This window comes from uncultured Comamonas sp., assembly GCF_964277875.1.
GTDB classification, from domain to species: Bacteria; Pseudomonadota; Gammaproteobacteria; order Burkholderiales; family Burkholderiaceae_C; genus Comamonas; species Comamonas sediminis.
Genome location: NZ_CAXYJV010000047.1, coordinates 211,533 through 234,839 on the forward strand (window position 1 = coordinate 211,533; position 23,307 = coordinate 234,839).

At 55.7% G+C, this 23,307-nt stretch carries 18 protein-coding genes and 1 pseudogene; 7 read left to right on the top strand and 12 right to left on the bottom strand.

The genetic code is table 11. The annotated features are described in order from the left end of the window. Positions 1-195: 195 nt before the first annotated feature. A complete protein-coding gene (locus tag ACHWUQ_RS19815) occupies positions 196-876 on the top strand; it encodes an inovirus Gp2 family protein (RefSeq protein WP_394682197.1) in 681 nt (226 codons plus the stop codon). Positions 877-1,504: 628 nt separating this feature from the next. Further along, on the top strand, positions 1,505-1,696 hold the full coding sequence (locus ACHWUQ_RS19820; RefSeq protein ID WP_394682198.1) for a hypothetical protein: 192 nt from the start codon (positions 1,505-1,507) through the stop codon (positions 1,694-1,696). Between the two features lie 156 nt (positions 1,697-1,852). Here ACHWUQ_RS19820 and ACHWUQ_RS19825 read toward each other — a convergent pair whose 3' ends face one another. The 3 genes from ACHWUQ_RS19825 to ACHWUQ_RS19835 all read right to left on the bottom strand — a co-directional run bounded on the left by ACHWUQ_RS19825 (position 1,853) and on the right by ACHWUQ_RS19835 (position 4,568). After that, positions 1,853-2,323: a helix-hairpin-helix domain-containing protein gene (locus ACHWUQ_RS19825; RefSeq protein WP_394682199.1), complete on the bottom strand. Its 471-nt coding sequence runs from the start codon at positions 2,321-2,323 to the stop codon at positions 1,853-1,855. A 511-nt stretch (positions 2,324-2,834) separates the two neighbouring features. Further along, complete coding sequence (locus ACHWUQ_RS19830; RefSeq protein WP_394682200.1) at positions 2,835-3,347, bottom strand: DUF5979 domain-containing protein; 513 nt, start codon at positions 3,345-3,347, stop codon at positions 2,835-2,837. Positions 3,348-3,595: 248 nt separating this feature from the next. After that, positions 3,596-4,568, bottom strand: a protein-coding gene (locus ACHWUQ_RS19835; protein ID WP_394682201.1) for an IS5 family transposase whose coding sequence is annotated in 2 segments (ribosomal slippage) — positions 3,596-4,306 and positions 4,308-4,568 — 972 coding nt in all. Because the reading frame shifts where the segments join, the coding sequence is not laid out codon by codon here. A gap of 55 nt (positions 4,569-4,623) precedes the next feature. Here ACHWUQ_RS19835 and ACHWUQ_RS19840 point away from each other — a divergent pair. Next, positions 4,624-5,600, top strand: a pseudogene (locus ACHWUQ_RS19840) (IS3 family transposase); the annotation flags it as partial. Positions 5,601-5,620: 20 nt separating this feature from the next. Here ACHWUQ_RS19840 and ACHWUQ_RS19845 read toward each other — a convergent pair. From ACHWUQ_RS19845 to ACHWUQ_RS19855, 3 genes are all read right to left on the bottom strand, one after another. Next, the gene (locus ACHWUQ_RS19845) at positions 5,621-5,833 is read right to left on the bottom strand and encodes an EamA family transporter (RefSeq protein ID WP_394682202.1); all 213 of its coding nucleotides are present in this window, start codon (positions 5,831-5,833) and stop codon (positions 5,621-5,623) included. A gap of 263 nt (positions 5,834-6,096) precedes the next feature. Further along, positions 6,097-7,128, bottom strand: a complete 1,032-nt coding sequence (locus tag ACHWUQ_RS19850; protein ID WP_394682203.1) for a DNA helicase UvrD — start codon at positions 7,126-7,128, stop codon at positions 6,097-6,099. Beyond that, a complete protein-coding gene (locus tag ACHWUQ_RS19855; RefSeq protein WP_394682204.1) occupies positions 7,113-8,663 on the bottom strand; it encodes an ATP-dependent endonuclease in 1,551 nt (516 codons plus the stop codon). The genes ACHWUQ_RS19850 and ACHWUQ_RS19855 overlap by 16 nt, the downstream gene beginning before the upstream one ends. A 610-nt stretch (positions 8,664-9,273) precedes the next feature. On the opposite strand from ACHWUQ_RS19855, the gene ACHWUQ_RS19860 reads away from it, so the two are divergent. After that, positions 9,274-11,490, top strand: coding sequence for an IPTL-CTERM sorting domain-containing protein (locus ACHWUQ_RS19860; protein ID WP_394682205.1), 2,217 nt, complete (start codon positions 9,274-9,276; stop codon positions 11,488-11,490). A gap of 450 nt (positions 11,491-11,940) precedes the next feature. Here ACHWUQ_RS19860 and ACHWUQ_RS19865 read toward each other — a convergent pair whose 3' ends face one another. The 3 genes from ACHWUQ_RS19865 to ACHWUQ_RS19875 are packed head-to-tail and all read right to left on the bottom strand — an operon-like array spanning position 11,941 to position 16,272. Beyond that, entirely contained in the window at positions 11,941-13,278 is a 1,338-nt protein-coding gene (locus ACHWUQ_RS19865) for a hypothetical protein (protein ID WP_394682206.1), read from the bottom strand. 16 nt (positions 13,279-13,294) lie between these two features. Next, positions 13,295-15,334 carry an ATP-binding protein gene (locus ACHWUQ_RS19870; protein WP_394682207.1) on the bottom strand — a complete coding sequence of 680 codons (2,040 nt, stop codon included), beginning with the start codon at positions 15,332-15,334 and terminating at the stop codon, positions 13,295-13,297. A gap of 20 nt (positions 15,335-15,354) precedes the next feature. Further along, on the bottom strand, positions 15,355-16,272 hold the full coding sequence (locus ACHWUQ_RS19875; protein WP_394682208.1) for a DNA adenine methylase: 918 nt from the start codon (positions 16,270-16,272) through the stop codon (positions 15,355-15,357). A 620-nt stretch (positions 16,273-16,892) separates the two neighbouring features. On the opposite strand from ACHWUQ_RS19875, the gene ACHWUQ_RS19880 reads away from it, so the two are divergent. Then, positions 16,893-18,095 (top strand): dsDNA nuclease domain-containing protein, encoded by a 1,203-nt coding sequence (locus ACHWUQ_RS19880; RefSeq protein WP_394682209.1) that lies wholly within the window; start codon positions 16,893-16,895, stop codon positions 18,093-18,095. After that, positions 18,092-19,816, top strand: a complete 1,725-nt coding sequence (locus tag ACHWUQ_RS19885) for a hypothetical protein (protein WP_394682210.1) — start codon at positions 18,092-18,094, stop codon at positions 19,814-19,816. Before ACHWUQ_RS19880 ends, ACHWUQ_RS19885 begins: the two co-directional genes overlap by 4 nt. A 402-nt stretch (positions 19,817-20,218) precedes the next feature. On the opposite strand, the gene ACHWUQ_RS19890 is transcribed toward ACHWUQ_RS19885, so the two are convergent. From ACHWUQ_RS19890 to ACHWUQ_RS19900, 3 genes are all read right to left on the bottom strand, one after another. Further along, positions 20,219-20,434, bottom strand: a complete 216-nt coding sequence (locus ACHWUQ_RS19890) for a KTSC domain-containing protein (protein ID WP_394682211.1) — start codon at positions 20,432-20,434, stop codon at positions 20,219-20,221. 477 nt (positions 20,435-20,911) lie between these two features. Beyond that, on the bottom strand, positions 20,912-21,550 hold the full coding sequence (locus ACHWUQ_RS19895; protein WP_394682212.1) for a hypothetical protein: 639 nt from the start codon (positions 21,548-21,550) through the stop codon (positions 20,912-20,914). 44 nt (positions 21,551-21,594) lie between these two features. Continuing rightward, positions 21,595-22,236 (bottom strand): DUF4339 domain-containing protein, encoded by a 642-nt coding sequence (locus tag ACHWUQ_RS19900; RefSeq protein WP_394682213.1) that lies wholly within the window; start codon positions 22,234-22,236, stop codon positions 21,595-21,597. 187 nt (positions 22,237-22,423) lie between these two features. On the opposite strand from ACHWUQ_RS19900, the gene ACHWUQ_RS19905 reads away from it, so the two are divergent. Further along, the gene (locus ACHWUQ_RS19905) at positions 22,424-22,696 is read left to right on the top strand and encodes a helix-turn-helix domain-containing protein (RefSeq protein ID WP_394682270.1); all 273 of its coding nucleotides are present in this window, start codon (positions 22,424-22,426) and stop codon (positions 22,694-22,696) included. Positions 22,697-23,307 lie beyond the last annotated feature (611 nt).

Genomic DNA, 23,307 nt, shown 5'->3' on the forward strand with positions numbered 1-23,307 from the left:
CTTCACAACCCCTCTGAGCATAAAGCTCAGATACAAGCTTATTACAGAGTCACGTGTCTAACTGGATTAATAAGATTCAATGCAGACATTAACTAAAGCAGGAAGGTATATGTTCCATAGCACTTTTTATCCATAAAAGGGCTTTGTCTTGCACATCAACCAACTGTGTGTCTCAACTAACCCATGACGCACAGCATGAGCCGCAATCCATTCAATACCAATCAGCACATCCACAATGAGCTTTACTTTCAAGGTTCACCAGTCATCTGTCATCATGGTGAGTTAATTTACAATCACCTTCAACGCATACATGAATGCCTAACTCAGGCATTAGAACTACATGCACGCATCTGTGTGATGCGATTTGACCTGTATGTGCCTGAGAACTTCTTTCAAGGTGCTTTGCATGACAATAGCCTTATCTCTAGATTCTTTAGTTCATTGCAATCAAAGCTTGAGCATGCACAAGAGAAAAGCAGAGAAGCAGGCCATCGAGTACATGAAACTGATCTTAAAAAATTATGGACTAGAGAAACCAGTGAAAATGGCCGCGTGCATTTCCATGTAGCAATAATCGTCAATCATGACGCCTTCGCCTTCATCGGGCGATTCGACCTCGATAGCAACAACATGTATGCGCGCATCCATCAAGCATGGGCATCTGCTCTTTCGATGTATCTCTATGACATCAAAGGCTATGTGCATATTCCCGATCAACCCACTTACCTAGTCATAAGAGGTGATGAAGAATCGTTCAACGAGGTCTTCTATCGGATGAGCTACTTCGCTAAGCTCAAAACCAAACAGTATCAAAAGGGTTTTCACACCTTCGGCTGCAGCAGGCCTAAGCGTATAGGGCAAGCGCAGTTGCGTTGACCGGGAGTTGGGTGAGCCGTCAGTTGGCAAACTAACTGATCGCTGCTCATGCAAGGTCTCAGACTATCCGGCCAGGAGATCCAATGAGGCTTCTAGAGGCCTCATCGCTGACTTTGCAGTAAGCAATTACTGAAGGACTGGAATGCAGCGTTAGGAGTCGTTTAGATGCTTTAGTCCTACGGCCGCTTCCCAGCGCAAAACTGCCCTTTGTAACGAGCGAAGCGCTGAGCATAAGCGTTGGAGTTTCCGCAGTCCCTCGGCTTCGCTATGCCATGACGTAATTTGGGGCATCCTGACGACACGCCGTTCCTGTACTCACAGCAATACTCCAGCAGTCGAGTCGGTGCTCGAACTTTCACGATGGTCTTCATTGCGGCTGCCGGGAGCCCTCCTCGTTATTGAGCTGATGCGTCAGACCTTCGCGCAACGCGACCGGTGCTCCAGTACAGATTCACCTACCCGCGTGTGCCACGTGGCGCTAGCTAGGTCGTGGAACCGATGCGAAATACTCGCGATGCGGCATTTTCTGGTCAGGAACTCGGCCTCGGCACCGTCGTGCGTAGACACGCATGATTTGGTAGCCCAGACCGGGCACCATCTGCAGAAGTAGATCCTTGAATTCACTGGCATGAATTACGTCGTTGTGTTGCAGCGGCTCACCCTGCAGGAGCCGAAGCCGACGCCGCTGCCCACAGTGATCTTGCAGATAAAGCCGCAGCCCTCGACCGCCAGCTTGCAGAAGGCCTTGGCGTGGTCGCAAGCCTCGGAGGCGACCTTAAACGACGGGATGCCGAAGTGCCCGCGCTGTGCGACCAGGTGAACATAGAGCGCCGGCTGAGCGGTGACGACAGCGACCAGGCCTGCAGCCAGAAATAGAAAGAGCCTCCCGGGGGCCACTACGGCAAGAGGGAGGCTTTTTTTTCCGGTTGTGGAGCCATTCTTAAGTGGCGGAGTACAAGCGCCCCACATTCACAAGTCAGGCAACGTCGTCCACTGCCATCTGCTTCCTGACGCGCGGGATCTCGTAGTGTTGACCTGGAAAGAAGGCGCTCTCGATCTCGCGAAGCCTGTTCACACCGAGGCCTTTGATCTTGAGAAGCTCTGCCGGCTCCACCGCCTTCAGCTGCTCAGGAGTGGTGATTCCAGCCCTCAGCAAGGCCATGACTATGGATGGGTCGAGGGCGCCATTAAGAGATGAGCCGTGGATGTGTCGCACTGGCGAATAGACCCGTGCCGGTGTGAACGACTTACCTGGGAAGAACGCTCTCTCAATCTGACGGAAGCGGTACATGCCCAGGCCCCACATCTTCACGAGCTGATGCGGATAGGCCGTGCGCAGCGCTTCCACCGTATGAATCCCATTCCTTTCGAGAATACGCTTCACTCTTGGTTGAAGTATGTCGCCTAGGGGTGTTTCGGCTTGCGGCGTGGTTGTGTCTTCTTGCATGTTGCATGCATCATAAATTTGAATGCGGAGTCATCCTAGCTCCTGGATCCAGCTTGTGCCGACTCCCTATCTTCCCTCTGCAGTTCCATGAGCGCGCGCCATAGAGCAGGGCGGTACTTTGATTTCCCATCCAGAGCATCGTTCTTCAGATCGTCCCGGAAGTGAGGCACGTAGTACTGACCAGGGAAAAGAAGGGCTTCAATCTTTCTGAATGTTCGGGGGCCTATATCGGGCATTTGTAGCAGTTCTTCCGGGTAGAGCCGTCGTACCTCTTCCATGGTTTTAAGCCCGTTTCTCGCAAGGGCCCTCCAAAGTCTTGGAGGCAAAATTTCCTTCAGCAATGCGTCTTCTTGATTGTGTGATGTATGGATCATCCAATTCATGAATAAGATCATACAAATCATAACTGACGAACACTTACAAACCCTTCTATTTAGTTGTTAACGCAACAGAATCGGATGGAAGATGTGATCAATGCCCAAGAAAAAGCCCTCCGAAGAGGGCTCCCAGATCAGCTAGATTTCCGTCGGCGCACGAGGCCTGCCATACCAGCAACTAGACCAGTGAGCAGCATCGCTCCCATACCACCGAGTCCCGGCACCGGTGTTGGAGTCACAGGCGCAGTGCGCACCAGCGTGTTGACGAAGGAGGCTGTGTTGCCATTGGCTGCCGTGACCAGCGTCACCGGCGCGGGCAGGCTGGTGCTCCAGGTATAGCCCGAAGGGGCCGCGGGCATGGTGGGCGCTTCGCTCACGGTGCAGCTGGCGCCCTGAGGCACGTTGGTGATGGCGATTGCCCCTGCGTTGCTGCCGCTCAAGCTCACTGCCGTTGTGAAGCTGCCGTCTGCACCGCAGTTGGCGGTAAAGCTGAAGCTGCCGCTGATACCTGCTGCCGGGCCGCCGGCCACGGTCTTGCTGATCGTAATGTCGGTGTTGGCACGCGCCAAGGTGTTGACCAGCTGCGCGCTATTGGCCGCTGAGAATGCTGCCATCGCCACGGAAACACTGGGCGCGGGGTCTTCCATCCACGTTCGCTCACAACAGCATATCGGTCATCTGCTCACTGAAGTTCGAGCCGAAGCTGTGACGGCTTTCAGGGTAGCAGCCGACGCTGACCATCAACCATCAGTGCCCTAAGGATCCTCTGCAAAACCGCTGAATTCAGACTGGCCAGTTAGCTCACAGCCGATTTGCCCGCTTATGCGCGGTTTTGCAGCCAAGCTTCTACCCGCATCTGCGGCTTTTTGCCCTTTTGGGCCATCTGCAGGCGCACTCAGGCCTGCATCCTCATCAACTGCTCTCGCACCAGCCACAGGTTGGCCAGCGCAAACATCGTTTGGAGCTTGTTGTCGTTCTTGGCGATGCCCCGGTAGCGCACCTTACTGAACCCAAACTGCTGCCCGGCGATGCGAAACGGGTGTTCCACCTTGGCTCGCATGCTGGCCTTGGTTTGCTCGTATTTCTCTTTTAGCATTCCCAGCTCGGTGCCCAAGTCCAGCTTCTTGCGCAGCCCTTTGCGCATGGCAATGTGCCAGGTCACTTGGCTCTTTGCCGCCTCTGCGCGTTTGTCCACGCCTTGGTAACCGCTGTCGCCCAGCGCATGTCTCTCTTGCCCATGCAAGAGACTATGGGCATGCGATACATCGGCTTCGTTGCCTGGTGTTGAAACGACGGTGTGCACCAGGCCCGAGTTGCTATCGACACCGATATGGCACTTCATCCCAAAGTGCCACTGGTTGCCCTTCTTGCTCTGGTGCATCTCAGGGTCCCGCTCACCGCCTGCATTCTTGGTGGAGCTGGGAGCTGCAATCAGGGTGGCATCGACCACGGTGCCGTGTCTCAAGAGCAGGTTCTTGTCTGTCAGGATGGCGTTGACCAGCGCCAGGATCTGCAAGCCCAGCTGGTGAGTCTCCAAGAGGCGACGGAACCGCAAGATAGTGCTCTCATCGGGCATGGTGCTGATGCCCGGATCGAGCCTGGCAAAGCTGGCGAAGACGGGGGGTGTCGTAGAGCGCTTCTTCCACTGCCGGGTCCGAGAGGTTGAACCACTGCTGCAGCAGGTGGATACGCAGCATGGACTCGACTGCAAATGCGGGCCTGCCGGTAGCTTTGGGCGGGCTGTGTGACTCAATGAGTGTCACCAGCTCGTGCCAGGGAACGACCAAGTCCATCTCGTCCAAGAACTCACGCTTGCGCGTGCGTTTGGACTTCTTCTCGAATCCGGTAGCCAGGCTCATTTGCTTCATGCGCGGATCATCCCATGCGGTGGGGCGGGCTGGGACTTTTGCAGAGTTTCCCTAGGTTGAGATATTGCGCCGCGAAGTCAGGCAACTGCGCCTTGAGCAGGACCTCTTGAACAAGGCCAATGAACTGTTAAAAAATGTCTAGGCGTCGATCTTCAGCTCCTGTCCAACCGGGAGGAGACACTGCTGATTGACGCCCTCAAGGTGCACTACCGCCCACCAGAGCCCCTTGCACAGTTGGGTATTGCACGCAGTTCATCCTTCTACCATCGGTCCCGCACAGCGGTCGGCGACAAGTACCTTGTGGTGCGCCAGTCCCTTACCGAGATCTTTGAGTCCAACCACCGCTGCTACGGCTACCGCAGGCTGCAAGCCTCTCTGGCCAGAGAGCAAGGCCCGATCTCCGAGAAAGTGGTGCAGCAGCAGATGAAGCAAGAGAATCTGGTCGTCGCAAAGCCCAAGCGGCGCAGGTTCGCGTCCTACCTCGGGGAGATCAGCCCGGCACCAGATAACATCATCAACCGTGACTTCCAGGCGGCCACCCCAAATGAAAAGTGGCTCACGGACATTACAGAATTCCAGATCCCAGCAGGCAAGGTATACCTGTCACCCATCATCGATTGCTTCGGCGGAATGGTGGTGAGCTGGAACATTGGAACGAGCCCGGACGCAGAACTGGTCAACTCAATGCTGGATGCAGCTATTGAGACAGTGGCTGACACAATCGACCTTCCAGTGGTCCACTCTGATCGTGGTGGCCATTACCGTTGGCCAGGCTGGCTATCTAGGATGAGCGAGGCGAATCTCACCCGTTCGATGTCTCGCAAGGCCTGCTCTCCTGACAACGCGGCTTGCGAAGGCTTCTTCGGCCGCCTCAAGAACGAGTTGTTCTATCCTCGGGACTGGAAGGGCACGACCATCGAGCAGTTAATTGAGGTGGTCGACTCGTACATCCGCTGGTACAACGAGAAGCGGATCAAGATATTCCTTGGCTCTCTCAGCCCTGTCGAATACCGGGCGAGCCTTGGACTTGCGGCGTCAACCAGTCCAAGTTTTTATCCGCATCCCCGGTGGGTCAGGTTTGCATGGAAATCAACAGTCATGGGATTCACGAGAACGAGCACGCCCAGAATGCCCAGGCCGGTGCCGACGAATTGTCTAGGCGAAGGCCGCTCCCCGCCAAAGAGCAATGCAGCGGGCGTGACCCAAAGTGGCGTTGTGTAGGCAAGGATGGCGGAGCGCCCTGCGGAGACTTCCTTCATCGCCATCGCCCCCGAGAACCATGAAAGCGAGCATTTGAAAGACGCCGACGCCGACGCTCAGGACCAGGGGCAGGTCGCGCCTCGCCGGCAGGCGCAGGCTCCAGTTCCCACATATTTCATTCCCAATGGGCGCAATTCTGTCAATGGCAAGTTTGACCAATGATGATGGGCGCATCAGGCATCCAATGCTCGCCTCCCAGCGAGCGTCAATGTGATAGGAATGGTGCAGCACCCCAGATACCAGTTCCTCAACTGCGGCGCGGCAGAGCTCAAGACCGCTTGTGCACCTTCAGCAAAGCTTCTGGGACCAACGTCAGATTCCCTCGAGCGCGGGAACAGGCGACGTAGAGTTTGTTGCGCGTCTCTGGGTTGATGTCCCGGAAACTACCAGCGTTCCAAGCCTTCACAGTGCCAGGATTTAGCGCTACGCACACGTCTTCGTAGCAGTCCATGCCTTTGGATGCGCCCCAATTCTGGGAAAAGCAGTCGTACTTCTGGTGTTCCTTGTAAAACAGCTTGACCGTCACCGGATCTCGGTAGAGCGCTGCAACTGCGACAGGGTTATCCTCGAAGCGTACGACACTGGTTCGCTCATCATGCGCCTGAATGTCGATGCCTATCTTCTCCGTGATGAAGTCACAGACGCTCTTGCTGCAGCGTCGACTGCGCTTGAGGCTGTCTGTATCGACCTTCAACCGAGCTCGCTCAAACTTTTTTTTGTAGGTATCGTAGTTCTCATGCAAGTTGGAATTGACATTACCGTCGCGGCTCGTGTCGAAGGTGTGCTGGTAGAAGTCGCCGACGAAGTTCATATTCATCTGCGCCGCGCTGATGGACAACAAAAAATTGAAGTCATGGCCACCGAAATCCTGTACCTCATCTACGCAGAAGACATCGAAGTACTTTTCCATGCGGGTCACCACTGCACCAACTAGGCCAGACTGCTCGATGAACTTGGCGAGTCGGTTCGCATAGAGCCAACGGTTAGGCGACATGTAACGTCGATCGTCAGTCAAGGGGTAGACGGGAAACCGTTCAGGCGCGTTAAAAGTGATACCGCGGGTGTCTTTCTTGGAGCGTAGGAACGGCCGGTAGCAAAAGCTGTGCAAGAACCTGAAGTATGTATAGATCGCAATGTTGGGTGGCAAGTAGCCGAAGCGCTCAATGACCTTGGCACGCAGGTTGTCGTGGTTAGCCTCGGTATATGTGACCAGAAGGAAACGCTGCACCTCGTCCAACGAGGCGACCAAACGGGTGGTCTTGCCAGATCCAGCGACTGCAAAGACTACGCTCTTATCCATACCACTGCCTGTTGTACGTAGTCCGGTGCGGTTAGCGCGGTGCCCTTTTTTTCCAGCAATTGGAATGCAGCGTCGGTCTTGTTCTTAAGCATGTAGTCCTCAACACTGAGGGTCTTACGGCCTGCAGCGAACAGATCCTCGCAAGCGATTCGATTGTCTTGGTACATGCAAATCTCGAAGGTATGGCGGGCATTGTCAGGGTCCGCAAAGACCTTGATAGAGGTCGACACGTAGTCTGAGTAATTCGCAATGCAATTGGCCGCATGATCTTTGTCGTTGTCGCGGATCGCCGCCACCTTAATGCCCAGCAGTTTGGCAAGTTCGAGATAACGTTTAAAGCTAGTGCCATCGACCGAGATCACATGAATGCCATCGGCATCCAAGCTGTACCCCGGGGCGATGTTCTTGTAAAGCGCCTCCATCAAGATGAATTCTGCGTCGCCCTCGACTAGGATCGTTCTTTTGGACAAGGCTAGCTCAAGAACGTTGTTATCGGGTGCTTTCATGAAGAACTCAGCCGTTCCCGGACTGAGATCCTTCAGGCTGGCCGGTCTCGACGGGTTCTCCTCGCTCAGGATTAGGACCTTCCGGAGATTTAGCCGCGTAGCGATGAAGCTGCTGTGCGTGGCGACAAAGAGCTGCTTCTTGACGGAGGCGCGGATACGCTCAATCAACTTGCGCATATGCACCTGGCTGAGATGGTTCTCCGGCTCCTCCAGCAGTAGCACGTGAAGCGCGTGCTCCCGGTTGCGCAGTGCGAACTCGGTCTTGATGAAGCATTGGCGGCCCTTGCCCTTACTGTCTACCGGGATGTCGTCCTCGGTGAGGATGATGTCCGTCTCGACGCTGGCCTTCGGGCTAGTCCTGACGTCGAATTGGTAGGCATCTAAACCGTCATTCATCGTCTTGAAGACGTCGTCTTTAAATTTTGCCTTCGCCTTTCGGTACTCGAAGCCATGCAGGTTGCGTTGAGCAACGGTCGCATGCGCGGCATACATTGAGCGCGTGTACTCGCGCGTGGCGTGGTCATTGTTGATCAGAGAGCTGTCGATCAGCAGATGTCGAAGCGGCTTCTTGTACGGAAAGACGGCATCGTCGGTGAACGTCAGAAAATGCACTCCGTAATACTCGAAGGGGAAGTTTTTGTGCTTCTCGGCGAGGATGGCTTGGATCTCCTTCGTGTACTCGTCGACCGGCTTGCATACCATCTTGATACCTAGGTGGTCGGAACCCTTGCTGTTGTTCCGCCCATCCAGATCGTGGCGACCCGGGAGGCCATCGAAATAGACCTCGATAAGTAACTCGGGTAGGTCGACAATTTTCCTTGCGCCGGAGAGGAACTCGGTGATGCAGTCAGTGTTGAACAGCGCCTCCAGCCCAATCCCCTCGACCTTGCTACGACTAGTGCTCAGGACGATGTCTATTGCTTGCAGCACCGAACTCTTGCCTGCTTCGTTGCCGCCAACCAGAATGTTCAACTCCGGATCGAATTCCAACTCCAGCGTCTTGAAGCGTTTGAAGTTTTTGAGTACCAACCGCCGTATTGTTCCCACGTTCTTTTTCTCCCCTTCAGTGCCGAGTCAAATCGGAAATGCTTGTAATGCCGCCGTAATCCACGGCGATTTGATTGAATTCGATGCAGCCCAAGACGTGCTTCTCGTGAATGTAGCCCTGCATACTAACAAGCTTGGCGGGGAGCGATGCTAACTCTTACACGCATGTCTGCTGAACTTGAATACGCTCCTTTCTACATTAAATAATTCAGTGATATCCCAGATGAACGCCCGCTATCGGCGTCAGCGGTCATTGAGCTTTGAATGCTGAACGACTGCAATCAGCCTGAAGCAGGCTCTCGAACACTCACTTCAGCTCTGCAGCGGTTGCTGCCGCTCGCATGCGAGGCTCGAGCGGAAGCTATGAGGCTGGCAGCAGACAGCTGGCCTGGCACCTTTGCGCCATATATATGTTTCTACGTGTGTATAAAATGTTAAAAGCAGGGGTACAAGTATCCCCAAGTGTCACGGTCTACTTGAGGGGACAATGTTGAGTACAAAGCTTTCAACGTTCGCGACAGGCGCTTATTTAACCGCAGTGTCTATGGCGTTTAGTCATGCGGCTGTAGCTGCCTGGGTACCAAGCGCCCCCATGTTGACCGAGCGTGCGCAGCATGCAGGCGCGTTGCTCGATGATGGCACCTTTGCGGTGTTAGGAGGAGTTAACCGCACCGGATTCGTTACTACAGCAGAGCGGCTGACAGGCAATACGTGGAGCGCAATCGGCTCCATTGGCATTACTGGCAACGTAATGGAGGCAGTGACACTGGGTACTGGCCAAGTGCTTGTGCGCGCAGACGGTAGCCGGCAGGCTCGTCTGTACGACCCAGAGTCCAATTCTTGGTCAGATGCGGGAGTTCAGAGTGTTACGCGCAGCATGCCCTCCATGACACTGCTGGCCAATGGCAAAGTTCTTTTGGCCGGTGGGGTGAGCAGTGGTGGTGTAAGAGAGACTTCGGCGGAAATATATGATCCTCGAACTCGCACGTGGACAATGACTGGCAGTATGGCAATGGGAAGAAACGCCCACGCCGCCGTGTTGATGTCTGACGGCCGTGTATTGGTGGCGTCGGGTTTCGGAGGAGCTGGAGAAGTCCTGGGTGCAGAAATCTACGATCCTGTTGCAGGCACGTGGTCACTGGCCGCACCGCCCCTGGTGCCGCGCCACTATGCAAGCATGAATCTACTGCCTGACGGGCGCCTGCTACTGGCGGGGGGATTCACATCCGCTGGTGTGACCAATCATGCAGAACTCTATGACCCGGTCGCCAACACTTGGACAGCCACTGGTTCTTTAATTTATCCGCGCAACGGCACGATGGGCTCTCCAATGGCGCATGCAACCGTACTGCCGTCCCGCAAGGTATTGATTGCTGGCGGCTCAGACGGGGCACGCAATGCCCAGGCAGTGGCGGAAGTTTATGACCCTGCAACTGGCACTTGGTCCAACTCAGATGCAGTCACTCAAGCGCGGGAAAATGGAACAGCGAATCTTTTGCCAAGTGGCGAGGTGCTGATTACGGGTGGTTTCAGCTCGAATCCCAGCTTGACTTTTTTTGCGAACACAGATCGCTATCAGCCTCCTGTGCCGGTCAGTACTCCAGCCGTGCTGGATCCCCTGCCGCTTTTGCAACGGCGAGGGGGCGTACTGACTCTTACAGGTACTGGGTTCAAGGGCGCTGGAGGTACCGACATACCGAGACTTGAGCTACAACGTGTAGAGAATGGATTCATCTACCAGATAGGTTTTACTTCTCATTCAACGACACAGTTCGTGTCGACGCCGTTGCCCGATCTGCCTGCAGGGCTGTATATGGCGCGCCTGATTGTGGCTGGCGAACCCTCTACGGTCGCCCAGTTAGTTCGATTCACCGATCCAGCAGGTGCGCCAACAGGCACTGCGGGTGAACTGCAGATCGCCGTAAGCTGGACTGCACCTGCCGATGATCGAGGCAATCCTCCGGTCGGCTATGAAGTGACTTCCAATCCAGCGAGTGCAGGCTGTACCGCAGTCGCGCCAGCGACACAATGCACCGTTAGCGGGTTGACCGCTGGTACGGACTACACGTTCACCGTGCGTGCCAAGCACGCCAATGGCCTGGGGCCAGAGTCCACATCTTCTCCACCTGTGACGCCCCTTGCGGCACCTGGTCCTCAAACCATCAACTTTGCGCCACCAGCGCCGCATCAATTTGGTACGACCTATCAGCCGCAAGCTACAGCCACTTCGGGGTTGAGCGTGAGCTTTGTGGTCGATTCCGGGCCTTGTGTAGCCCAGCAGCCATCAGGCCCCATCACATTCGCTGGTGTTGGAAGCTGCACGATTCGTGCAACGCAACCAGGCAACGCCGCTTATCAAGCAGCGCCCGACGTGACGCATGTCTTGGTTGTGGAGCAAGCGATGCAGACGCTTCGCTTTAACCCGCTTCCGCCCTCGACTGTGCAAGTGGGGGCGCGCTACACACCCGTTGTAGAGGGGGGCGCGTCAGCAAATCCTGTTATCGTTACGGCAAGCGGTGTGACCAAGCAGCAGCGCCTGATGCAAAAGGCCGCAGGCGACGTGTGCACGCTTGACGCAGGCACGGTGACCTTTGGTGCAGAAGGCACCTGCACGATTACCGCCACACAAAACGGAAACGCCAACTATGCACCCGCACAAGCTCAGTCTTACGACATCACGGTAACGCCCGCTGCGGTTGTGACACAGCCAACACCGGTCCCGTCGCTGAGCCAGTTAGCGCTGATGCTGCTTTCCGCTGCAATGGCGGGACTAGCTGCCATTGGCTTTCGTCGCAAACGGCTAAATTGATGGCTATGTCCCCGTTGAGTGTGGAAAAACGCCAATAGCCGTGAGCTGCAGTGACTGGCGGGATCCTCAGATGCTGTGTATCCACTGGGGCCATTTATAGAGAGCTAAACGTTAGCTTCTTGTTTTGAAATTTTGCACTGAATTTCTTAGTTTGTGAGGCGCGAGCATGGGAGTGCGAGCTGCACAAAAGAGCTTGGCGATGTTATGTATCGGTTCTGACCGGCGAAGACTCCTTCGCAGCGTTTGCCGCCAGTCGCCAGCGGCGTTCGAACACACCATATGGGCGAGCAAGCAGACATCGACTCCCTAGGGGGCACGGCCGCACGCCGGCAAAGTGACAGAATGCGGCTCTTAACACCAAGTATCGTCCCATGGCTTGCCCCGGCCAGCTGCCGCAAGTAATGATGCTTAGGGCGAGTTAGCCCACATCGACCCCTGACAAACTTGACGTTATGCCCGCTCCATAAACCTTTGAAGTATGGCTGCCGACGGATAGCTCGACATCGAGGCGATTCCATTTGCGAGTTCAACGGGATAGAGCGCTCCTTCAAACTTGTGACTCACTAGCGCGGGGAGCGTGGCGAGTATGCGATTGAGCCCAATTAAGTCCGCTGTGACAGGCCTGTCTTCGGACGGCAGATAGGTGCCGGTCGGGACATTCAGCACCATATAGGCACCCGGATCTACCTTTAGGTACAGCTTCTCGCCCCAGTTCGTCTTCAGCCCGTATGGGTTCGCTGCAGCCGGAGTGCGGTACACCTCCTTATGCACGTATCCGTGCGTCAGCGGCGCGAAGGTCAAGGGCTCACCGCGATTGTGGGGCGCGGCGAACCGGACGATGGACGTCAGGTGGTCGAAGAAGGCGCCGCTCTTCTCCTGGCCAATGATGTGAACTGGCCTGCCGACATCCTTGGCGTGCTGCAGGAACTCCCGGATGTTCGGCACCATCTTGGAGTATTGACTGCGAAGCGTCAGCGGGCCGTCTTTGATGAAAAGCGTGTCCGACACCAGCTCCCGGTCACTGTGGTCCCACATGAGGCGTATCGCTGTGAACAGCATCAGATGCTCCATCACCAGCATGTAGGACGATGCCAGCGACTCCGGCGCGCTGTCCTCCCCCATCTCCATGTGGAAGCCCCACAAGTCAGATAGATAGACTTGGCCGCTGCACGCGCTGCAATAGCCCTCTTCACTGTCGTGCGGTAAGCCGCTTGCGACATCCTCGGGGCAGTGCGGACACTGGAATGCCGGCGAACCAGCTTGGCTTCCCGGCATCCACTTCTTGTAGGCGAGCCACTTCATGGTTTCATGAAAGCACCCGCCTTGGTCAGCACGGATGGAGTCGCGGACGATGTTGCGAATCGCCTCGAAGTTTGTGCCCATGCTGGTGCGCACGTTTTTTAGCGGGAACACCGTCGCATGCTGCACGCCCGTGTCCTTTAGCGCATCTCGCAGAAGCAACGGGTGTGGCAGATCCTTATCGATGACTTCGAGCTTGGCCCTATCGAGCATCAGTAGCGCAGTCTTGACGAAGGCAACCTCCCGCGGCGGCATATGCTCCGAGCGCACTGGGACAAACGACCCGTCTACTGCCCAAATGTTGCGCAGCGGCTCAATGCCCGCGGGGGTGAATGCCTGCCACACAGTTCGGGAGGGGTCCCCGCCTACAGGTGGCGCTCCCTCGAAGTCCTCGACGAGTGAGCGAACCCAGGGGCTTTCGATGACGGCCAAGTGGCCGAGTTTCGAGGCGGACTCCCCGGGCAGGCGTGTTCCTTGGGCATAGGGCATCGCAGATCCCTCCTCCTCAGCGTTGTGTAGGAGCCGCGGCGGGTGCTCCCGCAGCGGGACGTGCCTCGAACCGGAAGGCTTGGGTAGGAATGACGAACCGGTGGGACATAGTCAGCATCCGCATGTAGCCCGGTGTCTTTGCTCGCAAGATGTCGTCTTCGACACCCGAGAAAGCGATCTGGACCCGGGCCAAGGACTTGACCTCATCCTGACTCGAGAGGTGCCCTACGAAGAAGTTCTCGGTCTGCGCCAGCAGTTCTTTGTTGATAGTCGAAGGCGACTGAGTCGAGTAGACCATTCCAATGTGGAACTTGGCCCCTTCTTTGGCGAATCGTGCGTAGACGCCCGTCAGATCCTTGCTCTCAGGCGGGAAGAGGTTATGCGCTTCTTCGAAGTACAGTTGGACGTAGCGGTTTCCCAGGTCATTCGAGACGAACTTGGCCTCCTGAGCCCGAAACACCGCGGTCGATAGTAAGTTGGAGAAGTACCGCCTGATGCTGTCCGTGGCATTGCCCAAGTCGAGGATAACCGTCTTGCCCTCGTCAAGGAGCTGGAGGATTTCGGTCTGGAAATTCCCGGCATCTGCCGAGTGATACTGCTGGTAGGCGCGTAGCACAGAGGGCCCGGAGCCAGTCGCCGGGTTTAAGAACTCTAGCAACGCCGTCATCTCTGGGTCGAAGACAGGACGACCACTGCTACTGGTGAACAAAGCGTTGTTTGGGTCCTCCCGGCGGAACTGAGCAATAACTTCCAACTCAGACTGCAATTCGTCTAGGTTGGCTGGGGCGTTCGGTGCTGCAGCGCCATTTCGAACGGCGACGTATGCAGCTGTGCGAAGCTGGGAGCTGAAGTGGCAATCGAACCTTTGAACATGCTGGGTAGCTCGCAGCCGCAAAGCTCCCAGCCGTGTCTCGTTTGAGTGAAAGCCCGCCTTGTTCAAACAGGCCCAGTAGGCTTGAATCTTCCGCACGGCACGAGTGCGATCAGACTCGTTCATCGCAGCAATATCCCCGAGGTCAGGGAGACTTACGCTCGCAAATGACCGGATGTAGTTTGAACGCTGGTTGTCTTGGTCTAGAAGCGATGCGAGGACTTCGAGGCAAGCGGCAGGCTGCTCGTAGAAGTTCAGCCTGAGCGACCGAGAGGGAGTGCCGGTACGCGTAGTCAGCGCATAAACTTGGCACCGAGCCTCGTTGGCTGAACGAATCGACCGGTTGCCATCCTGCGGGTTGTCGTTGGCGTACTCGCCGTTGATGTCGAAAATGAGCTGACCGACCGAGTTATCACCAGCAGTCGCGTCGAGCATTGCCTGGGTGAGCAGCTTGACCACGTTGGACTTGCCCAAGCGCGTCTTGCCGAACATGGCCGTGCGACATCCCTTGAAGTCCTTCATAGAGATTGAAACTTCGATGCCCGTGACGGCACCGGTGCTAAACAGCCCGCACTCCATCGTCCGCAGGTTGCCGATAGCGGCCTGCTGCTCGGGCTTGACCATTCCGTTGACGATGAGCTTAAGCAGAGCTTCGTCAGGTGCGAATACCTTGTAGCGGTGTGCGCTGACGACGTTGTTGACGTCGCCAGAGAAGTGCAGTTCGCGCATGTTGGCGGGGTTAGCGTAAAACATACCCAGCACATCGCAATCCAGCGCGCCCCACTGCAGCTCACTTTGCGTCCAGACGTCCAACTCGGGCATGGACTTTTTGTGCAACTCGAAGTAGGTCTGCTGCACCTGATTGGACAGCGGTGTCGGCGACACGCCTGTGACTCGAAGCAGGGTGAAATGCGGTGGTGCAGCTTGGGCGCCACCGTTGGCACCCGTGGGGGTCATGATGAGAAAAGTTCCGCGAGGGATACCGCCGACAGCGATTTTGTAGGGGTCGCTTGTAATGATTTTCGCGGAATCGAACCCGAGCTCAAGGACATAGCCAACAAAGCGCATGTCGGCAGTGCGGCGGGCCGTTTCCATCTGTTCTTCGCGCTGCAAGAACGTGCGAAGCGCGTCAATCGGATTACCTTGCGTCGCAGCGACGTTGACGAGATTGCCAAGATCCGGCATTCAAAATCCCCCTGTGAACTTTAGACGTTAGCTCGAATGATTAGTTCTTCGAAATGGCTGCGCCCGATATTGTCAGCCGAAATTCGCGAGTATCGGGATACCACCCGGCATTCAAAGAGCGCGCTGTTGTAGAGTTCCCGAACCGATTCGTGGTTTGCATTCGTGCATACGACTTTCACACCGCGCAACGCGGCACGGGTCAGCGCTTGTGCCAAGCGCTCTTGGTCGGCCCAGGAAAACAAGACCTCGTTGTATTTCCGAAAGCCGTTGTAGTTGTGCCGGACCGTATAAGGCGGGTCGCAAAAAGCGAAGTCGCCACTATTAGCCCTGTCAATAAGCGCCTCGAAGTCGCCCGCGACCAGCTCGGCGCCAGCAAGAATTTTGGACATTGACTCGAAATCATCCGTTTCGATAACGACCTTATCTTTGCTGCCTCGCGGGACGTTGAACTCGCCCTGCCGATTCACCCGATAGATGCCGTTAAAGCAGGTCCGATTAAGATATATGAGCCTGGAAGCCCGCTGCACCAGCTCGCTAGGAACCTTGGCGCGAAGCCAGTAGTAGTAGGTGTCAGGGTCCTCTCGGTGCCGCCTCTGGCGGTAGCGAAGGCTGGACTCGAGCGCCTGCCAGTCGTCTTTGATTGCGCGGTAGGTCTCCACGAGGTCAGCGTTGAAGTCGCCGAGCAGCGCCCGCGTGGGCTTGAGGTGGAAATAGACGGCCCCTGCACCCAGGAAGGGCTCAACGTAGGTGCAGTATTCTGATGGAAGCAGGTCGGCGTGATTCCAGACGAACCAGCGCTTGCCGCCGGCCCACTTTAGGAATGGCACGAGCCCTGGCGGGGAGACGTCTAGTTTCTCCTCAAGCGCCGATGTAGCATGCCCAGTCGGCTTAACCCCGGAGGGACCTTCAATCGACCCGGCTGCTGTGCGATCAACCATTCCTGACCCACCTGCCAGTGCGCGCCTGGACTTGTCGAACCCTAGCCCGGCCGCAGTGGTCAAGAGGCCTTTGCTAAGCGCCTGCGCTTCCAGCGACACATACGTTGTTATCCGGCGGACCACCTATTACTCCCTCTTAATTGCTTTATAGGTCGAATCAGTCTGGCTGATGATACCTTAGTCAAGCCGCTAACCTCAGTCCGGAAGCCAGGTACGACGGATTAAGCCGCAGGCCTCGTGGCCGCGAGCTGTTCGCACTCAATGCAGTGGATGATCGATTGCGTCCGCACGAAACAGATGGCTAATTAGCGAACCAAGCTTCCTTCCGACTGCTTTCGGCCATCGCTGACATTCGCCGGTCAGAAGCGAATGTCAACATGCAGGAGCGGCCCGCTTCGCAGCGAGTACCGCTGCTCTCCCATCTCATCCAAGGGCAACTACCGGCCAGCATCAAACATGATCCTATAACCAAGGTATCACAAACTGTCCTGAGAGCCAGAGAAAATCATGTATCCTGTATCAAGATGTCATAGGCGACCAGTCCCACTGCACGTGCTGCACGACAGAGATGGCTAAAGCGTGGCTGCTGGAGAGAAGCAGGATAAATCGAAGAACGATTGATGTCACAACGAACCTCAGCGAGGCGGCCGGAGAATGGTCAGGACAGCCTGGATCTTGTGCTCCGTGACCGCCCAATAGACGAGAAGAATGGCGTTAATGCCAGCTTGGGTTTCACCTTTCAACAATGGTGGGCCGCGTTGTCTATCGCCGAACTTCTTGGAAGCGGGGATGACTTCGCCGTCGGCGTTGAGGTCAAGGAGGACATCGCAATCCTCGATTCCGCGCAATCGCCAACGAAGGTGGAGTTCTGCCAGGTCAAAAAACATGAGCGCGACGGCGTCTGGGTCTTGAAGGATCTTCATAAGAAGGGCAGCAAGCGCAAGGATGGCACGCATGAGAATTCCATTCTCGCCAAGCTGTACGCTCGTCGGCAAGAGTTCGGTGCCTCGCGTGCCAACCTGAGATTCGTCTCAAACATCGGCGTGAAGCTGCCCAATGAAGCCGGCGCGGACTCTCTTACGACGAACACAGATCTGTCCACCCTGACGACCGAGCAGCAGAAGCTTGTGAAAGCGGCCGTCAGCACCCAATTGGGCATCCCGGAAGAAGATATCGATCTGGCAGGTGTGCTGGTGCACAAGACCAATCTCCCGTTGGGCGAGCCAGAGATCTTCGTCAGTGGAAAGCTCGAACAGCTATCGTCAACGGGACAGTTGCCGTTTCAACTCAGTCATACATCAGTAGCGGCACGGGTTCTTGCCAGCGAAGTACAAAGCCGGGCGTCGAGCACCACCTACGCGCGGAGTTTCGAAGATCTCAAGCTGCGCATCATCTCCAAGTCGCAGGCCTTAAATATTTTGGCCAGCGTTGCGCAATCCAGGGCACCATTGAGCCAAATCCTGGAGGAAGCCACTGCTGAGTTGGATCGAGAGGGGCACCCTTTCATCGAACGCAAGGACATCAAGGCTCAGAGGGTTCGGGTGTGTGCGGATGCGTCCGACCGGACCAACATGATCTTCATTGGAGTAGCGAGCGCGCTTCAACTAGCCCGTATTCCCATTGAGGCTGCCATTGGTGCAAAAGCAACCTTGGGCGAGCTGATGAATGAGGTTGTTGAGGAGGCTCGGGTTTCAAGCCCTGCTGAATTTAATGGCCTTCCCCTGGCCTACATACGCGCTGTGGCGCTACTGGTGTTATCCGATGCAATCGACCTCACCGTATTCACTGCTCCGGCTGGTCCGGAACCTAAGGAAGATGAATGAACCGGCGCGTGACATACAAGACGCTCTGGCTCGTGTCCGCGAGAGACGAGAGCGCCAGAAAGCAGCTGTTCAGTCAGAAGACGCTGCTTCTGGGGCCCAACGGAACGGGTAAATCCCGCATCATCAAGAACCTCTACTGGGTTTTTGGCTGCAAGACGAGAAAGCGTGATGCAGGAACCTGGGATCCCGATACGGTTGCTGCACTGGAGTTTACCTATCGAGAGAACGACTACATGGTTGTTCGCGACGGCAAGCGGCTGGGGATGTTTGGTGCCAACGGCCAGTTGCTGTTCTCTGCAGAGAACATGAGCGCATGGTCCAAAGCGCTCGGTGCGTTCTTTGGATTCGAACTCCGACTCAAACGCCCTCAGACTGCAGTCTTCTCGCAAGCCGGTCCAGAGTATATGTTCATGCCGTTCTATATGGACCAGGACGGCAGTTGGGGCGCAGGCTGGGACACCTTCGAGCAGTTGACGCAGTTCTCTGACTGGAAAGGTGCGACATTCGAGTCCTTCATCGGAATGCGGCCGAACGCGTACTTCCAGGCGAAACATCTCTCGACGGAAATCGGCGAGCGAGTCACCGATAGGCGCAAGGAACTTGAAGCGCAGCGGGCGGCTTTCAAGAGGGTACAAGATGTGTTGCCTAAGAACCTGCCATCTCTGAACTTCGCTGCATTTCGCACTGAACTCGCGGAGTTGGGCCGCAAAGCGACCAAGCTCCAGCAGGAACAAGTTCGCATCCGTGGCCAACTTCTCGGGCTGGTCAACACGCGTGAAAAGGTGCATTCGGAGTTGAAGGTCGCGCTTGCCGCCTACAACGAGCTGAAAGGCGACTTCGCATACCTGACGGACCGTGCTGGAGAGGCCATCGAGTGCCCGACGTGCGGCACAGTCCATGAGAATTCCTTCCACGCTCGAATTCTTCTTTCGAGCGACGCAGAGTCCTTGGGCGGACTCATCATGGAGCTTCGGGCACAAGCAGATGAAATCGGCGGCAAAGAGGCCAACATTCGTGCAAGCTTGCGAGTGGTGGAGCGCAACATTGCCGAACTCGACAAGCTCCAGCAGGAGCGTCGAGCGAAGCTGAAGCTCGAAGAAGTTCTGGCCTCGCAGAGCAAGAGAACCCTCGACACAGCCTTTCAGCGGGTCAGCGGCGATCTATCAACCGCTTTGAAGAAGCTGGAAGCAGAAAAATCCAAGGCAGATGAGGAGGTCAAAAAGTTTGAAGACCCTGATCGTCTGGCTCAAGTTCGCAAGTATTTTTCGTCGCAGGTCTCGAGTTTGTCCAACTTGGTCGATGTCCCTACGGACGAGCAGATCGGCGATCCCAAACCTGGGGCGCGTGCTCAGTCAGGAGGAAGCTCCGCGCCTCGCTCCATGTTGGCTGTGCACCTGGCCATGCTTGCGACGAACGCTGAATGGGGGGACTCCCCGCTCTTTCCATTTGTTGTCGATACCCCTCAGCAGTCGGGTCAGGACGATCCCAATCTGACAAAGATGGTCGAGGGTTTGGGAAGGGCTGCAGGGGTTCACCATCAAGTCATATTGGCCGCCGAACGCCTGCCTGAGAGTGCACAACTGGGGGACTTCCATACTGTCGGACTTACACAAAAAAGAGGGATTCTCTCCAAGGAATCTTTTGACGAGGCCGTGGCACGGCTCCAAGGGCCTCTGGTCGCATTGCGAGAGAGCCTAAAGCCTGTGGTCGAAGCCGTGTGAAGAATGGGGTTGGTATGCAATCGATAGCTAGCGTGGTTATGCGATGACCGAGCTGCGGTCTGGATGAGCATATGCAAGAGCCACCGAATGAGGTCGACGAGTAGGTATGGTATTGGGCTATGAGCTTCGGAAGGAAGCATTGCGCCTAGGGCTTCACCAACTGAATTGCCCCGGTCTATCTAGACACTTTTGAGCCAACGTCCGGAAACGGATGCAACGGACCCTGGCAAGGCAAAGCCGAATGTCTCAGATCAGCCTGAAGCAGCTTGCAGCTGCTATTTCTCGTCGCTACGTTCTATTCGCTTGGCACTGAGGCGTGGTCTACGCGTTAAAAATAGCATTACGCATCACCGGCGGTGTGCCGCTCTTCACGCAGTCTTTCTTGCTGCAGATGCAGACAATTTAGCCAATTCGCTCGAATCGAAAGCCTCCCTCCTTGATGTGCACATCAAAGTACAAGCCGTGGGATGCGGCAGCCATCAGACCCGCATGGAGGCGTTCAGGAACATTGAAGTATCGATATACCCCGCCACTGACAAACTCGATCTCAAGAGTTTGGGCGGGAAGGCTGTATCCAACTGCTTGAATGCTAGAGGAAGTGACCGCTGCTCGGATCATAGAGTGGCACCAGTTGATCGATGAATGGCCATCTTACAGATGGCGACTTACTTCTATCTGTCCCGTCGCGTGAAGGCCACGGCCCTTGTTGAACGAACCCCAAACAACTAGACCGTGGGCCCGAACCTGCACAGCAAGTGTCCGTTGTTGTCCGGCACATGCACCCCCTTTGAATTCAGACGATCAAGAGTTCTCCATTCAAAAGGACCAGAGTCCGTAATATCTTTCGCTGACGAAAAAAATTTATAGCCTAATCATTGCACCGCGGGTGCAATCTGATTTCTAACAAATGTCTCTAGCGCGATGGAGACGAGTATGAGCGCCCTACTCGTAGCTTGGTTTCTTACTGGGATTCCAGGACACCAGCAACATCATCTGACGGCCTCTCTAGCCAAGTTAAAAGGCGTCCAAGCACATAGCTTGGACGCCTCATTACTAGGGATTACCGTCTTCCCCAAGACGAGCACAACAAAGCACTCAGTAGGCACGCCATCCGTTGTCAGTCTTGCGCATCATGGCCTTGCCGGTCATGTCAATGTCATTGATATCGAGCCATCCGTCAGAGGAGTCAGCTCCGAGACCAATATTGAGTGTTTGCCGGCCGTGAAATCCGCTGACAGGCGCCACATCCTTGATGGTCTCTTCGCATCCTGCTAAGTAGTACTGGCTGATCTTGTATGAGACGTTCCCGGCAACTTTGGCTTGGCGCATGAACTCCTCTTTTTTCTTCTCTATTTCTCGGCCCTCACGCTGCAGGTCGGCAAACTCCTGATTGCGCCTTTCCGCCAGTGCTGCGCTAGAGCGTGTGAGGATGTCATCGATGGAAGAGTTGAAAGACTGCAGCATCTTTTTCTCTTTCTCATAAGTACCCGCCAACGACTTGTACTCCGACGGGTTTTTCAGGGCAAGGGTGTACGAATACTCCACCACATGGACATCAGCCAAAGTCGAATGCGGATAGCCATTGGTCTTCTTGGCGTTGGTGATTTTGATGTTCTTGCAGCCCTGGATCTTGGACTCCAGAAGAGCTTTTACATCCGAGGTTTCTGGGATTTTGCTGGCGCCACAAGCAGCAAGGCTCAAGACAGACAGCGATACGAGGACGAGTACTTTCATTTTTTCCCCAATTGTTGAAGTAAATATTTGCTGATAGATCGCCCTCAGGCGTACATACCGAAGTTGACCAAGAAGCAGACGATCCAGACAATGAAATAAGCAATGCTCTGCTTCGTTGCTTTTGCGCGTTGGTAGAGATAGACCGGAACAATCCACAGCCAGCCTTTGAACTTGCTGGTGTTGTGACCCGCCTTCGTGAGAAGCTTTTCATCAAAAATGGCCAGGGCAATGTTTAAAAACAAGGTCACGAACCAGAGCGTTCCGTTATTCATGGCGCTCTCCACAGCGGAGTCATCACCTCTATAGACAATCTCTGCCAGGCCCCACTCAAGGAATCCCCCAAGCAGGGGCGCAAAGGCCAGGGTCCACACCACTTTGTTTTTGATGTGCTCGCCGGAAAGCGGCGGCGGGCTTGTCATGTCCAGGTGCACCCGCAAATCGGTGTTCTGGACGGCGGTCCAATCGGCAAAGCCCTGCTTCCACACGGGCGTGCTGCCCGAGAGTGTGGATGCGCGTATGAGCTGAGCGATGGCCTCTTCTGTCACTGGGCCTTTTTTCTGACCGTTATCTTCATAGAACCACTGGATAGGTTCTGCTTGAGATGCACTCATGTTTTTTCCCTCAGGGATTGATGTGAAATGAATTGCAGCTGGGCTGCATACGCAGGCCAGTTCCAACAAAGACACGGCAGCCCTCCTAGCCTGCCGATATAGAGCTCGCACCATATGTGAAGCAAACTCATCATATATAAACGAGAGAAAGTCCAATGGGTTGACCACCCGACCCACAATTGCAGTGCCAGAGCCAAGAATCACGCCATATGTGATGCAAACTCCGTAGATACAAATGTATCAGAAACAGATGCTTGGAGGGATGTCAGCCAAACCTACTCCCCCCTCACATCTGCCCGATCCCGAGAACCTGCGCGATGTTCTCGCCTATTGGATTCGGCTCAAGCGCGTCGACAAGGGATGGTCGCAAGAGAGGTTAGCCATGGAGTGCGAGCTGGACCGCACCTACGTCTCGGCAGTGGAGCGATCTCGTTGGAACGTTTCGCTCTCCAACATCGAGCGCATGGCGCAAGCCTTGCAGGTGGAGCCATGGACACTGCTTAAGCCACCAACCGAATCGCCACGCGCGAAGTAGTTTCTTTTAGCAAGCAGCGAGGGATGCATCGGCTGCAGGCCCGGCAGTTATGCAGCCAGTCAATCGCCCGTGCATGACTTCACCATCGACACTGCAGATCTTCCAGCTCCCATCGGGCAGTGCATGCGCTCTGGCCCCAAACCCGCTACCCCATGGCGCAGGCCAATGCGGTCCGACCACCAGCAGCGCAGACAAGCCGTTATCTCCTACCCGCGCTTCTGTACCCACCATCCAGACCCAGCGCACGCGAGAGGGAACAGATGGTCTTGCAGTTGCTTCAAAACGCAGTAAGGCGCACCCTTGCTTCTCTATCGTTGCGACCAGTTCGTCGATAAAGCGACCAGGAGGTCCTTCAGCCTCATCGGTATTCAACTCCCGCGCATCGCAACTGGGTAGCAGGGCTTGCAGCATCTCACTTGGCTCAGGACACGGAGACCGCAGCTTAGGAAGCTGCGGGCTGGTGCGAGATTTTTGGCCCATGAGAGTAGAACACTGGCGCACACACCACCATGCCCCTTGCGGATCCAATTCCCGCGTCTCCCTCGAGGATGGCTCCCACAGGTCCATGGCCTTCCAGCGCCACTGCCCTGTCCTCGCTCGAACTTGAGACT